Origin of the sequence: Yersinia artesiana, from assembly GCF_902726545.1 — a bacterium.
Taxonomy (GTDB): Bacteria; Pseudomonadota; Gammaproteobacteria; order Enterobacterales; family Enterobacteriaceae; genus Yersinia; species Yersinia artesiana.
The window spans coordinates 1-13,543 of sequence record NZ_CACVAD010000047.1 but is presented as its reverse complement, the minus strand read 5'-3'; the positions used below and the strand labels follow the sequence as shown (position 1 = coordinate 13,543).

Here is a 13,543-nt window from a genome sequence, read left to right as displayed (position 1 = left end):
AGTCAGGTATGCGTGGACGGTTATTTTGGAAAATCCTGCTGGGATTTTGGCTTACCTTTATTTTAATGACCCAGATGCTGTGGGTGGTGTTTTCCTTTTACGGCAATCGCCATGAACCGCCAGAGCGTGAGATGGTGCGTAGAATTGCCAAATTACAAGTCGCTTCTGCGGCTTCGGTATTGCAAAGCGGTGGCTTGCCAGCCTTGCACGCCATGACGGCGAATTGGTCAGAAACAGATAAAAATCACTTTTCAGTATTGCTGGCACAGGATGTCCCTGCGTTAACCGAACAGGCTCCACAAAGCAAAGCGTTACCTGAAGGGGGAAGCCCTGAGTTTTACAGCCGGGAAGTGACCACCTGGACTCAAGGTCTTGATGGTCAGAGCTATCGTATCAGTTACGACATCGATGGGTTAAGGGATGTTAATCAGCGGGGCGGGGGCGGCGAGAATCGTCGTGAAATACTGAATATTCCGATCCCGATGATTTGGATGGGCGTATTAGGGGGGTTATTCTTCAGTACATTGTTGGCCTGGAACCTGACACGGCCGATGCGCCAATTACGCGCGGGTTTTGAACGGGTGGCACAGGGGGATTTGTCGGTGCGACTGTTGCCTGTCATGCGCCGCCGTCATGATGAACTGACGGAAGTGGCGCGGGATTTTGATTCAATGGCCGAGCGGTTGGAAGAGTTGGTCAGTGCCCGTGAGCAGTTGCTGCATGATGTTTCTCATGAATTACGTTCTCCGCTGGCTCGCTTGCAATTGGCTATCGGATTGGCGCGCCAAAATCCCAATAATGTCGAAAATTCATTGCAGCGTATTGAGCATGAGTCGGAGCGCCTCGATAAGATGATTGGCGAGTTATTGGCATTATCTCGTGCTGAAAACCACAATATTGCCGAAGATGATGAGTATTTCGATCTGCGCGAGTTGGTGGCTGTGGTAGTTAATGATGCCCGCTATGAAGCGCAGGTGCCGGGGGTTGAAATCCTGCTACAGGTAGCTCCGCAAGTTGACTATACCGTCAAGGGGAATGCTGAGCTGATGCGACGGGCAATTGATAATATTGTCCGCAATGCGCTGCGATTTTCCACTCATGGTCAACAGGTAAAGGTGGCGCTTTCATTGATTGATAAGAGTTATCAGATTCAGGTTTCTGATCAGGGGCCGGGGGTTGATGAGAGCAAGTTATCCAGTATTTTCGATCCTTTCGTGCGCGTTAAGTCAGCAATGTCGGGTAAAGGTTATGGCTTAGGGCTGGCCATTACCCGAAAGGTGATTTTGGCTCATGGTGGGCAGGTTGAAGCAAGAAACGGTGAGCAGGGTGGGTTAGTGATTACGCTGCGCGTGCCGCGCTGGATTGCAGCTGATTAAATGACCAAACAAAAACGGCGCTCAAGAGCGCCGTTTTCCATTCGTATGTAATTACTTCTTGATACGAATAATCGGTGTCTCACCCACGGTGACACTACCAGACAGTTTAATCAGTTCTTTGATCTCGTCCATGTTGGAGATAACAACCGGAGTCAAAGTAGACTTGGCTTTCTCTTCCAGCAGCGCCAGATTGAACTCAATAACCACATCACCTTTCTTGACGCGCTGACCTTCTTCCGCGATGCGTTTAAAGCCTTCGCCTTTCAGTTCAACAGTATCAATACCGAAGTGGACAAACAGCTCAATGCCGCTGTCTGATTCGATAGAAAAAGCATGGTTAGTCTCGAAAATTTTACCGATGGTGCCGTCAACAGGAGCAACCATTTTATTGCCTGAAGGCTTGATGGCAATACCATCACCAACGATTTTCTCTGCAAACACAACATCAGGAACATCTTCGATGTTGACGATCTCACCAGACAACGGTGCTACGATCTCAATAGTACCACTGTCTTTTTTATCATCTGAAACCAGTGATTTCAGTTTATCGAACAAACCCATGATCTTCTCCTAAGTATTTATATTGGGCAGCGTTCCAGTATCGTGGAATTAGCAGAGCGTTTTCTCTTCGATGAATTTATTAACTAGCGTCATCAATTCATCTGCTGTTGGTTGAGCCAATGCCTGCTCTGCCAACACCTTCACATCTTCGAAATTCGTATTACGGATAATTTTCTTGATGCGTGGGATCGAAATCGCACTCATGCTGAACTCATCCAGCCCCATGCCCAATAGCAACAGTGTAGCACGTTCGTCGCCAGCAAGTTCACCGCACATACCGGTCCACTTACCTTCAGCGTGAGATGCATCAATTACCTGTTTGATCAGGCCCAATACCGATGGCGACATTGGATTATAGAGATGAGAAATCAGCTCATTGCCACGATCTACTGCCAGAGTATACTGAGTTAGATCGTTTGTCCCAATACTAAAGAAGTCAACTTCTTTAGCTAAATGGCGAGCGATGACCGCCGCCGCTGGTGTTTCCACCATCACACCGACCTCGATGCTTTCATCAAAGGCCTTGCCTTCATCGCGTAATTGCTGCTTCAGCAGTTCAAGCTCTGCTTTCAGTGCACGCACTTCTTCTACCGAAATGATCATCGGGAACATAATGCGCAATTTGCCAAATGCTGATGCACGCAAGATGGCGCGTAGCTGTGCGTGTAGAATTTCTTTGCGATCCATAGCAATACGGATGGCACGCCAGCCCAAAAATGGGTTTTCTTCTTTCGGCAAGTTCATGTACGGCAGGTCTTTATCGCCACCGATGTCCATCGTACGGACGATAACTGCCTGCGAGCCCATAGCTTCCGCCACGGCTTTATAAGCCTGGAACTGCTCTTCTTCAGTCGGTAGTGAGTCGCGATCCATGAACAGGAATTCGGTACGATACAGACCAACACCTTCAGCGCCATTACGTTCAGCACCAGCGATATCACGCACGGTACCGATGTTGGCAACCACTTCCACCTGATGACCATCAAGAGTGATAGCTGGCAGGTCTTTCAGTTTGGCCAGATCATTTCTTTCGGTGATATATTGAGTTTTCACCGCTTTCAACTGCTCAATCACTTCGGCAGTTGGGTTTAAATAGATTTTGTTATTGACCGCATCAAGGATTACATAGTCGTCATTCTGGATTTGTTTGGTTGCATCGCTGGTGCCGACGATAGCCGGTAATTCCAGTGAGCGCGCCATAATCGAGGTATGAGAGGTACGGCCACCTAAATCGGTGATGAACCCTAACACTTTGTCCAGATTAAGCTGTGCGGTTTCTGACGGAGTCAGATCAGTTGCTACCAGAATGACTTCATCCGGGATTGCACTCAAATCGACAATCGTCAGGCCGAGAATGTTCTTGAGCAGACGTTTACCGATATCACGTACGTCAGCCGCACGTTCTTTCAGATATTCGTCATCCAACTCTTCCAGCGCTTTCGCCTGGCCTTCAATGACTGAATAAGCCGCTGCATCAGCAGATTGCTTATCATCTTTGATGAGGGCTATGATTTCCTGCTCAAGCTCTTCGTCTTCCAATAGCATGATATGCCCTTCGAAGATGGCCGCTTTCTCTTCGCCGAGACTTGCTTCAGCTTTGGTCTTGATCGCTTCCAACTGTTCAGCCGCTTTAGCACGCCCAGTTTTGAAACGCTCGACTTCTTGCTCCACTTGGTCAGCAGAGATCTTTTTCCGGTTGATGACAATCTCATCTTCTTTCAGTAAAAGTGCTTTACCAAAAGCGATACCCGGTGATACTAAAATGCCTGAAATCATAACCCTACCTTACTCTTGACTGGTGTTAACTAAAAAGAGCGTGTGATTACTCAAGCTCTGCCATCAGTTTTACCAGATGTTCAACAGCTTTCTTCTCATCATCGCCTTCAGCAGAGATCGTAACAACAGTACCTTGGGTCAGGCCCAGAGTTTGCAGCTTGAACAGGCTTTTGGCACTGGCGCTTTTACCGTTAGAGGTCACAGTAATTTCGCATGGGAAGCCTTTTGCTTCTTTCACGAACTGGGCAGCAGGGCGGGTATGCAGACCGTTTGGTGCAGTAATAGTAACTTCTTGCTGGAACATTGTGTTTCCCCAACTTATTTTGGATTTATGTTGTGGAGCTAAAGTTTAGTGTAGAACCTAAACTTTAGCCTGTATTGGTGCGCGTATAACATGACTATTTGACTCGCGCATGACTATGCCTTAACCAGTGACAAGTCACAAAGACAGTTTCCGATACAACCTGAGTTCAGGCTTAAAATCGATACTGCTACATCTAAGAATAATGCTCTCTTTACGTTATGTCTTCAATCAGCACTCAGTGATGACATTTTTTGTTGTGTTGCATAATTGATAAATCGATTCAGCCAGAGAGGCATTTAAGATGCGATTAATTTCGCGTATCAAAATAATTGACCGGTTAAATACTAAACCCAGAGGGTAAAATCAATCTTTATGTAGTAAAAAGTTTGAAGCGCGCCACAAAAAAAGCACCCATGAGGGTGCTTTTTTAGCATTTAGTGCGACGGTCTAACTACTGTTGCAGCTCTTGTTCAGTGAACAAATCTGCGAACAACGCCGTACTTAAATAGCGCTCACCCGAGGACGGAAGAATAACCACAATTGTTTTGTCAGTAAAGTCTGGATCTTCAGAAAGCTTGACTGCTGCCGCAACTGCGGCACCGGAAGAAATACCGGCCAAAATACCTTCTTCGTCCATCAAACGACGAGCCATAGAGATGGCTTCATCATTGGTGACCAGTGCCACACGGTCAACCAGACTCAAGTCAAGGTTGCCGGGAATGAAACCCGCGCCGATACCCTGAATTTTGTGTGGGCCGGGTTTGATTTCCTGACCTGCCAATGCCTGAGTGATAACTGGAGAATCGGTAGGTTCAACGGCAACAGTAGTGATGGCTTTGCCTTTAGTCTTTTTAATGTAGCGGCTGACACCGGTCAGAGTACCGCCGGTACCGACACCTGCGATAAAGACATCGACTTCACCATCGGTATCTTCCCAGATTTCCGGGCCGGTGGTCTTTTCGTGAATTTCCGGGTTTGCTGGGTTACTGAATTGCTGCAAGATAAGATAGCGGTTTGGATCGGAGGCTTGAATTTCTTCCGCTTTGGCGATCGCCCCTTTCATCCCTTTAGCGCCTTCGGTTAGCACCAGATTGGCACCCAATGCTTTGAGCAGTTTACGGCGCTCAATACTCATGGTTTCAGGCATGGTCAGGGTCAGTTTATAACCGCGTGCGGCTGCAACAAATGCCAGTGCGATACCGGTATTGCCACTGGTAGGTTCTACCAGTTCTTTGTCTGCGGTCAGAATGCCACGATTTTCGGCGTCCCAAATCATATTGGCACCGATACGGCATTTAACACTGAAACTTGGATTGCGTGACTCAACCTTCGCCAAAATGCGCCCGTTACCGATACGGTTCAGACGAACCAGCGGCGTATGGCCGATTGTTAAAGAGTTGTCTTCATATATCTTGCTCATAGCCCGTCCTTTAACTCTATGAAAATGTAGGAAACGTTCAAAGCATACGCTAACAGTATGGCTATGGAAGTAAGTAATTGGTATATCGATATGTTATTAGGAAATAAGTTTTAATCCCAATAGCTTTTAATCTTGGCAAATCACTTTTAATCTCAGCAATAGGGGCGTGACCAGCACGCCCATGCAAAATTAACGTGGTGGTTGGATAAACTGATCGCGATAACGGTCAACCCACATTGCGGTGGCGCCACAGACTGCTACAGGCATAATCACCAGGTTAAGCAATGGAATCATAGTGAATAAGCTTACCAGTGCGCCAAATTGCAGGTTATCGACCTTATCTTGACGCAACGCGCTGCGCATGTGCTGAAAACTCACTTTGTGGTTATCAAAGGGATAATCACAATATTGAATCGATAGCATCCAGGCGCTGAACAAGAACCACAAAACAGGGGCCAGTGTTTGGCCGACACCCGGCACCAAATACAATAACAGCAGCACCAATGCGCGGGGCAAGTAGTAGGCTAACTTACGCCATTCACGCGCCATAATTCGCGGCAGATCTTTCATAATCCCCAGAATACCGGTATCCGGCAGGGGCTTGCCGGTTAAACTGGCTTCTAACTGTTCGGCCAGTAAACCGTTAAAGGGGGCGGCGATGAAATTGGCGATGGTGCTGAATAGATAACTGAATACCAGTAGCACTGAAATCACCATCACTGGCCACAATAGGTAACTGAGCCACTGTAACCAGTCAGGCACATGACTCATCAATTGGGGAACCCAAACACCTATCCGATTGAATAACCACCAAAAAGCCCCCCCCATCAGCAGAATATTCACCAAGAGGGGCAAAATTACAAATCGCCGGATACCTGGACGGGAGATTAACTGCCATCCTTGGGCGAAATAATGGATACCACTGACCTTTTTTACCGCTTTTTGCGTATACGCCATGCCATTACGTTCTCTATAAGCTCATTGACCCGCGTATCATATCGGTATGATTTCCCACTGCATAGTCACATATTGTATGAAAAATGAGCGAAACATCTAGCATAATCATCTTTCTTCGAAGAAAATTGAGCACGGACTTGCACTTGTGTTCGTTGGGAAATAGAGTTAAAGGGTGAATGTTTGCCGCGGTGGCAATGTATTGGAACAACAGAGATAGTAATGATGCAGGATTTGCGTCTGATATTAATCGTTGTTGGCGCGATCGCCATAATAGCGTTGTTATTGCATGGTTTATGGACCAGCCGTAAAGAACGCTCATCACTTTTTCGCGATCGCCCAGTTAAACGTCCGAAACAAGAACGTGTTGAAACCCCGATCGAGAGTCTCGATGAAGGGGTAGGAGAAGTGCGCGTCCGCACTGCTCATCCACAAGAGAAGCCTTCGTTTAATCATATTGATGAAGACGACGATGAACTGCCGGTGATTCAGCATACTGAAACCAAACCGGTGCAGGTCAAGGCGGAGCCTCGCCAAAAACCTTTTGCTTCAGTGCCAACAGACTATGACGACCCTCTTTTGGGTGGGCTATCTGCTGAGCAACCACCGCATGAACCACAGCGTGATCCTTTGCTTGGCTCGGTTGAAGAGCATGACTCACAACCGCGTTATGCAGAACCACAACATGTGGCTGAGCATGCCCCTCGGGTGGCTCCACAACATGTGGAATCACAGCCAGAGCCTGCTGTTGCGGCTCCTGAGGTGAAGCCGCAAAAACTGAAAGAAACCGTATTAGTGTTGCATGTTGCTGCACACCACGGTGGAGCTCTGGGTGGCGAAGTGTTGCTACAAAGTGTGCTTCAGTCTGGTTTCCAGTTCGGTGAGATGGGGATTTTCCATCGTCATCTAAGCCCAGCCGGCAGTGGCCCAGTATTATTCAGTCTGGCAAATATGGTGAAACCGGGTTCTTTTGACCCTGACACTATGTCTGACTTCTCAACGCCGGGTGTCTCAATGTTTATGATGGTGCCGTCTTATGGCGACGCGAATCAAAACTTTAAGTTGATGCTGCAATCAGCCCAACGCATTGCCGATGATGTCGGTGGTGTGGTGTTGGATGACGAGCGCCGCATGATGACCCCGCAAAAACTGGAAACATATAAGGCTCGCATCCGCGAAGTGTTGGATGCAAACGCAACCGCCTGATAATGTTGCCTCGCAATGAATCGAATTAACCCGAACCCCCGCATGCCGGGGGTTTTTTATCTTTGATGGTGAGCTATGGAATCAATAATTCAGCAAATTAATCAACTAAGAACCTCATTGCGCCATCACGAACATCTGTACCATGTGTTGGATGCACCAGAGATCCCTGATGCTGAATATGACCGCCTGATGCAGCAATTGCGTGAGTTGGAAGCACAACATCCTGAATTGATTACCAATGATTCACCGACCCAACGAGTAGGTGCTGCGCCGCTTGATGCTTTCGAGCAGGTGAAACACGAAATCCCGATGCTCTCTCTCGACAACGTATTTGATGAAGAAAGCTATCTGGCTTTTGACAAAAGAGTCCATGACCGGTTGAAACGCGCCGACCCTCTGACATTCTGCTGTGAATTGAAACTTGACGGCCTGGCAGTGAGTTTATTGTACGAAGATGGTGAGCTGGTTAGGGCGGCAACGCGCGGTGATGGCACTACCGGTGAAAATATCACCGCCAACGTGCGCACTATCCGTGCAATCCCGCTGCGTTTGCAGGGCGATAATATTCCACGGCGCGTCGAAGTTCGCGGTGAGGTCTTTATGCCATTGGCGGGTTTCGAGCAGCTTAATGATGAAGCTCGCCGCAAAGGGGGGAAAGTTTTCGCCAACCCCCGCAATGCCGCCGCCGGTTCATTGCGCCAACTTGACCCACGTATTACGGCTAAACGGCCATTAACTTTCTTCTGCTATGGCGTCGGGTTATTGGAGGGCGGCGAACTGCCCCGCAGCCATATCCAGCGCCTGATGCAATTTAAGGCCTGGGGCTTACCGGTCAGTGATCGGGTTAAATTATGCACGGGCAGCGAGCAAGTGATTGCTTTTTATCGTCAAGTTGAACAAGACCGCAGCGGTTTAGGTTTTGATATTGATGGGGTGGTTATCAAAGTTGATTCACTCGACTTACAGGAACAACTGGGCTTTGTCGCGCGCGCACCTCGCTGGGCCACGGCATTTAAATTCCCAGCACAAGAGCAGATAACGCAAGTCCGCGAAGTGGAGTTTCAGGTGGGGCGTACGGGCGCCATTACGCCAGTTGCGCGGCTGGAACCGGTGCAAGTGGCAGGTGTGATTGTCAGCAATGCAACCTTGCATAATGCCGATGAAATTGAGCGTTTGGGCTTACGTATCGGCGATACCGTGATTGTCCGTCGCGCCGGCGATGTTATTCCGCAAGTGGTGGGGGTGGTGATGGAGCAACGCCCGCAGGATGCCAAAGAGATCACTTTCCCTGAGCACTGCCCGGTGTGTGGTTCTGATATCGAGCGGGTTGAGGGGGAAGCGGTTGCCCGCTGCACCGGTGGGTTATTCTGTGCCGCGCAACGTAAAGAGGCACTGAAGCATTTTGTCTCGCGCCGGGCGCTGGATGTCGATGGCATGGGTGACAAGATTATCGAACAATTAGTAGAAAAACAGTATGTTGAGAACCCGGCGGATTTGTTTGCTCTGACTCCCGGAATACTGACCGGATTAGATCGGATGGGGCCAAAATCGGCTCAAAATCTGGTCGCAGCATTGGAAAAGGCAAAACAGACGACTTTTGCCCGCTTTCTCTATGCGCTGGGCATTCGCGAAGTGGGTGAGGCAACGGCGGCTAATTTGGCAGCTCATTTCCGTAATCTGGAAAACCTGCGAGCCGCTGATATTGAAGCATTAAAAAGTGTGCCGGATGTTGGTGAAGTGGTGGCCAGGCACGTGGTGAACTTCCTCAGTGAAGAGCACAATCAGAAAGTAATCGAAGCGCTGGAAAAAGTGATCACTTGGCCCGAGCCGCAGCAAATTATAGCCGAAGAGATAGACAGCCCATTTGCGGGAAAAACAGTAGTTCTGACCGGCTCACTGACTATCCTCTCACGGGATGAAGCCAAAGATCGCCTGGCCGCTTTGGGGGCCAAAGTCAGTGGCAGTGTTTCCAAAAAAACTGATCTGGTGATTGCGGGTGAAGCGGCGGGATCGAAACTGGCGAAAGCGCAGGAGCTCGGAATTACAGTTATCGATGAAGCGGAGATGATCCGTTTGCTCGGTGAGTCGTCCTAACGGCTGAGGATTGCATGGAAAAAGAAAACTTGGTTGAAATCGCCAATACCCGGATGCCCTTTGGTAAATATCAGGGGCGGGTGTTAATCGATCTACCGGAAGAGTACCTGCTTTGGTTCGCCCGTAAAGGTGAGTTTCCGCAAGGCAAACTGGGTATGTTGATGGAGATGACGCTGGCGATTAAAATTGAAGGGCTGGATGGTTTGGTTAAACCCCTCAAACGAGGCTAATTTTTTAGACTTAAATATGGCGATGAACAGTTGCAGATCATCGCCATAGTCTTACTTTGTAGGGCACAAACTTCATTAAATATAAACGTCAATCTGGTTTTGAGCAGAAGGGCGGTTTACCCCATCACCTGTAGGTGTACTCGCGCTGGTTGTATCGTCTTTACCTTCTTTGGCTTTTTCCGCCGCCTGTGCCTCAATACGAGCAACTTGAGCTTGCAGTGCTGCTATTTGGCTCTGAATTTGTTGCTGTTGTTTTTGCAACTCATCAGCAGTTAAACCAGAGTCTTTTAAGGTACTTAACTTTTCGGTCAGTTTTTGGATCTCTTGATTAAGAGATTTAATCTGTGCGGCGGTACTGCTATCCGAAGAGCTGCTACTGCTTACTGACACTGATGCTGCAGAGATTGTATTCGACATCATTATTCCTTAGAAAACGTGGGTGGAATAATATTTATCGACGTGAAGGATATTAATCTTTAGCTTTTCAGCGGGGTTTTACACAATCTTATCACTTGCTAATCAGTAACCTATCACTTGGTGGTTTTATGCGCGTTAAATCCAGGCTCTAAGCCGTTAAACCACCAATTGCAGTTGCGGCCAATGCTGTTGCCAGCCTTTGCTATTGACCCGCTGGTAGTAAGTGTCGATTTCACCGTTTTTGGTATTCAGCGTAATGGTTTGACTAAACAAAGCAGCCAAACCGAATGGGGCGACCAGTTCAATATCACCATTTTCTTTAAGGCTGGCCCCAATCGCTGTTTCCACTTCAACCCAATAGCTGATGGCGTCTTCTGTACTGGTGTAGGGCCAGCGGCCACTGCGCAGGTGCATTCTGGCCTGATTTTTGACTGACCACGGAAACGATGGATGCAGGGCTGACGTTGTGTGATTAAGTTGTTCTTCGAGCTGTAAATCATGCTGCTCACTGGCATCTTGCTCATCGAAATAGACTAAATCAATATCATTAATTGGGGTAGCAGAAGGGTATCCATGTAGCTTATCCCACACCAGATTACGGACAAATCCTGCAGCCAGGCACCATTGGTTTAACTGAAGTTCACGGGCAATAGACAATGCTTGCATCCGATAGGGATCCGCACGTAGCCATTCAATGATTTGTTGTTGCTGGTTCATTGCCTGTTTCCTCGGTCATCAATGTGTTTGGAGCAGGATAGCAGCGGAGAATGATTATGATAAATGCTAAAAAGCAAAAGACCGGCCATAGGCCGGTCTTTTAAAGAGTGGTGGAGCTAGACGGGATCGAACCGTCGACCTCTTGCATGCCATGCAAGCGCTCTCCCAGCTGAGCTATAGCCCCACAAATGTGGTTGTTCGTACTGATTTATCTATCATGCCACCTGATTATCAAGCTTGAAACTTATCAAACAAGATAATTTGGTGGAGCTAGACGGGATCGAACCGTCGACCTCTTGCATGCCATGCAAGCGCTCTCCCAGCTGAGCTATAGCCCCAGTGTGCACATAATAAATCGTGTGAACGGGGCGCATGATATGAAACCCCTGAAACAGTGTCAACGGCTAATTCAATTTCTCACGCCAAGCGCTGAAAAAGCCGCCAAATCAGTGAGCAAACAGCATAAAAAAGGCGACTTTGCTCAGTCGCCTGATTAATAGATTTGATTTTATTGCTGTGCTTCACGTTCGCTGATAAAAGCGAGTGCTTTATCAATACGAGACAGTGAACGCGCCTGACCGATAGCATGGACGGTGACGTCCATTCCTGGTGATTGACCCGCACCAGTGACCGCTACGCGCAGTGGCATGCCAACTTTGCCCATACCTACACCCAACTCATCAGCCGTGCCCTGAATGGCATTGTGAACGTTTTCAGTGGTCCACTCGGTGATGGCAGCCAGTTTGGCTTTAACCGCTTCCAGTGGCTGGCGTGCAACAGGACGCAAATGTTTTTTCGCAGCATCTGCGTCGAATTCATCAAATTCTTCATAGAAGTAACGGCAAGATTCAGCCATTTCTTTCAGCGTCTTACAGCGCTCGCCCAACAGTTTAACGATTTCGACCAATTCAGGGCCGTTGCGAGTATCAATACCCAACTGCTCAACCTGCCATGACAGGTGAACGGCAACCTGCTCTGGTGGCAAGCTATTGATATAGTGGTGGTTCAGCCATTGCAGTTTTTCAGTATTGAAAGCACTGGCCGATTTACTCACCGCATCGAGTGTGAATAGCTCAGTCATCTCAGCAACAGAGAAAATCTCCTGATCACCATGCGACCAACCCAGGCGAACCAAATAGTTCAGCAGGGCTTCTGGCAGATAGCCGTCATCACGGTATTGCATCACGCCGACTGCACCATGACGTTTAGACAGTTTTTTACCGTCATCACCCAGAATCATTGAAACGTGGGCATATTCAGGAACGGGCGCGCCCAATGCTTTCAGAATGTTAATCTGGCGAGGGGTGTTGTTGATATGGTCTTCACCACGGATAACATGGGTGATTTCCATATCCCAGTCATCAACCACTACGCAGAAGTTATAAGTTGGTGAACCATCGGTACGGCGGATAATTAAGTCATCCAGCTCTTGGTTGCTGAATTCGATTGGGCCACGGATTTTATCATCGAAAATAACCGAGCCTTCCTGCGGGTTACGAAAACGCACCACAGAAGGTTCATCAGCACTGTGGGTGCACTGGCTATCACGGCAGCGACCATCGTAGCGCGGCTTCTCACCATTGGCCATTTGGGTTTCGCGCAATTCATCCAAACGCTCTTTAGAGCAATAGCATCTATAAGCAGTGCCATTTTCCAACATTTGGTCAATCACCGCATTGTAGCGATCGAAACGTTTGGTTTGGAAATACGGGCCTTCATCCCAATCCAGATTCAGCCAGTTCATACCGTCCATAATGGCGTCGATGGCTTCCTGAGTTGAGCGCTCAAGATCGGTATCTTCAATACGCAAAACAAATTCACCACCGAAATGGCGGGTGAATAACCAGGAATACAGCGCGGTGCGCGCGCCACCAACGTGGAGATAGCCGGTAGGGCTGGGTGCAAAACGGGTTTTGATTTTCATTGGGTTCGATGCCTTATTACGCTACGCCGACCAGCAAAAGCTGGTTATTGCTCGAATTTCGAAAAAGTAGGCGACATTCTACCACCCTGAGACAATTCCTCAACGATGTTACCGATATGCAATTAGATTCGGCTAAAGAAATGCCCATAGCGGTGATAAATATCGCATCCTGTTTAAATTTGCGGCGAACGATTGTTTTCGTTTTAAAAACCGTTGACTCACTTCGAACTATCCCTATAATGCGACTCCAACAACACGGCGGGGCGATTAGCTCAGTTGGTAGAGCATCTCCTTTACACGGAGGGGGTCATCAGTTCGAATCTGGTATCGCCCACCAAACTCGACGTGTTACGAAGTAAATGAAATACAAGCATTAAATGAGATAGATGAGGGCGATTAGCTCAGTTGGTAGAGCATCTCCTTTACACGGAGGGGGTCATCAGTTCGAATCTGGTATCGCCCACCACTTCTAGGCTTTCAGAATTATATAATGGGTCGTTAGCTCAGTTGGTAGAGCAGTTGACTTTTAATCAATTGGTCGCAGGTTCGAATCCCGCACGACCC

The 13,543-nt window shown here is 48.2% G+C and carries 12 protein-coding genes and 5 tRNA genes; 7 read left to right on the top strand and 10 right to left on the bottom strand.

Annotated elements, in window-relative coordinates; genetic code table 11:
• The first annotated feature begins 8 nt into the window (after positions 1–8).
• A complete protein-coding gene (locus HU019_RS15350; protein WP_174849661.1) occupies positions 9–1,376 on the top strand; it encodes an ATP-binding protein in 1,368 nt (455 codons plus the stop codon).
• 51 nt (positions 1,377–1,427) lie between these two features.
• Here the strand turns inward: HU019_RS15350 and crr are convergent, their stop codons facing one another.
• The 5 genes from crr to cysZ all read right to left on the bottom strand — a co-directional run bounded on the left by crr (position 1,428) and on the right by cysZ (position 6,394).
• Entirely contained in the window at positions 1,428–1,937 is a 510-nt protein-coding gene (gene crr / locus HU019_RS15345) for a PTS glucose transporter subunit IIA (protein ID WP_004392561.1), read from the bottom strand.
• A gap of 48 nt (positions 1,938–1,985) precedes the next feature.
• Complete coding sequence (gene ptsI, locus HU019_RS15340; RefSeq protein ID WP_174849660.1) at positions 1,986–3,713, bottom strand: phosphoenolpyruvate-protein phosphotransferase PtsI; 1,728 nt, start codon at positions 3,711–3,713, stop codon at positions 1,986–1,988.
• Positions 3,714–3,759: 46 nt separating this feature from the next.
• Positions 3,760–4,017, bottom strand: coding sequence for a phosphocarrier protein Hpr (gene ptsH, locus HU019_RS15335; RefSeq protein WP_050076256.1), 258 nt, complete (start codon positions 4,015–4,017; stop codon positions 3,760–3,762).
• Positions 4,018–4,468: 451 nt separating this feature from the next.
• Positions 4,469–5,437: a cysteine synthase A gene (cysK, locus tag HU019_RS15330; protein ID WP_174849659.1), complete on the bottom strand. Its 969-nt coding sequence runs from the start codon at positions 5,435–5,437 to the stop codon at positions 4,469–4,471.
• Between the two features lie 189 nt (positions 5,438–5,626).
• Positions 5,627–6,394, bottom strand: a complete 768-nt coding sequence (cysZ, locus tag HU019_RS15325) for a sulfate transporter CysZ (RefSeq protein ID WP_174849658.1) — start codon at positions 6,392–6,394, stop codon at positions 5,627–5,629.
• Positions 6,395–6,613: 219 nt separating this feature from the next.
• Between cysZ and zipA the strand changes: the two genes are divergently transcribed.
• The 3 genes from zipA to HU019_RS15310 all read left to right on the top strand — a co-directional run bounded on the left by zipA (position 6,614) and on the right by HU019_RS15310 (position 9,921).
• Positions 6,614–7,597, top strand: a complete 984-nt coding sequence (gene zipA / locus HU019_RS15320; RefSeq protein WP_174849657.1) for a cell division protein ZipA — start codon at positions 6,614–6,616, stop codon at positions 7,595–7,597.
• Positions 7,598–7,672: 75 nt separating this feature from the next.
• Positions 7,673–9,691 carry an NAD-dependent DNA ligase LigA gene (gene ligA, locus HU019_RS15315; protein WP_174849656.1) on the top strand — a complete coding sequence of 673 codons (2,019 nt, stop codon included), beginning with the start codon at positions 7,673–7,675 and terminating at the stop codon, positions 9,689–9,691.
• A 14-nt stretch (positions 9,692–9,705) separates the two neighbouring features.
• A complete protein-coding gene (locus HU019_RS15310; protein ID WP_019081727.1) occupies positions 9,706–9,921 on the top strand; it encodes a DUF3820 family protein in 216 nt (71 codons plus the stop codon).
• A gap of 75 nt (positions 9,922–9,996) precedes the next feature.
• Here the strand turns inward: HU019_RS15310 and HU019_RS15305 are convergent, their stop codons facing one another.
• The 5 genes from HU019_RS15305 to gltX all read right to left on the bottom strand — a co-directional run bounded on the left by HU019_RS15305 (position 9,997) and on the right by gltX (position 12,979).
• Positions 9,997–10,338 carry a FlxA-like family protein gene (locus tag HU019_RS15305; RefSeq protein ID WP_174849655.1) on the bottom strand — a complete coding sequence of 114 codons (342 nt, stop codon included), beginning with the start codon at positions 10,336–10,338 and terminating at the stop codon, positions 9,997–9,999.
• A 156-nt stretch (positions 10,339–10,494) separates the two neighbouring features.
• Positions 10,495–11,055, bottom strand: a complete 561-nt coding sequence (locus HU019_RS15300; protein ID WP_174849654.1) for a nucleotidyltransferase family protein — start codon at positions 11,053–11,055, stop codon at positions 10,495–10,497.
• Positions 11,056–11,163: 108 nt separating this feature from the next.
• Positions 11,164–11,239, bottom strand: a tRNA-Ala gene (locus HU019_RS15295).
• Positions 11,240–11,317: 78 nt separating this feature from the next.
• A tRNA-Ala gene (locus HU019_RS15290) sits at positions 11,318–11,393 on the bottom strand.
• Positions 11,394–11,563: 170 nt separating this feature from the next.
• Positions 11,564–12,979: a glutamate--tRNA ligase gene (gene gltX, locus HU019_RS15285; RefSeq protein WP_077173785.1), complete on the bottom strand. Its 1,416-nt coding sequence runs from the start codon at positions 12,977–12,979 to the stop codon at positions 11,564–11,566.
• 261 nt (positions 12,980–13,240) lie between these two features.
• On the opposite strand from gltX, the gene HU019_RS15280 reads away from it, so the two are divergent.
• The 3 genes from HU019_RS15280 (at position 13,241) to HU019_RS15270 (ending at position 13,543) form a co-directional block, all read left to right on the top strand.
• Positions 13,241–13,316: transfer RNA gene (locus HU019_RS15280), tRNA-Val, on the top strand.
• Positions 13,317–13,369: 53 nt separating this feature from the next.
• A tRNA-Val gene (locus HU019_RS15275) sits at positions 13,370–13,445 on the top strand.
• A 26-nt stretch (positions 13,446–13,471) separates the two neighbouring features.
• Positions 13,472–13,543: transfer RNA gene (locus HU019_RS15270), tRNA-Lys, on the top strand.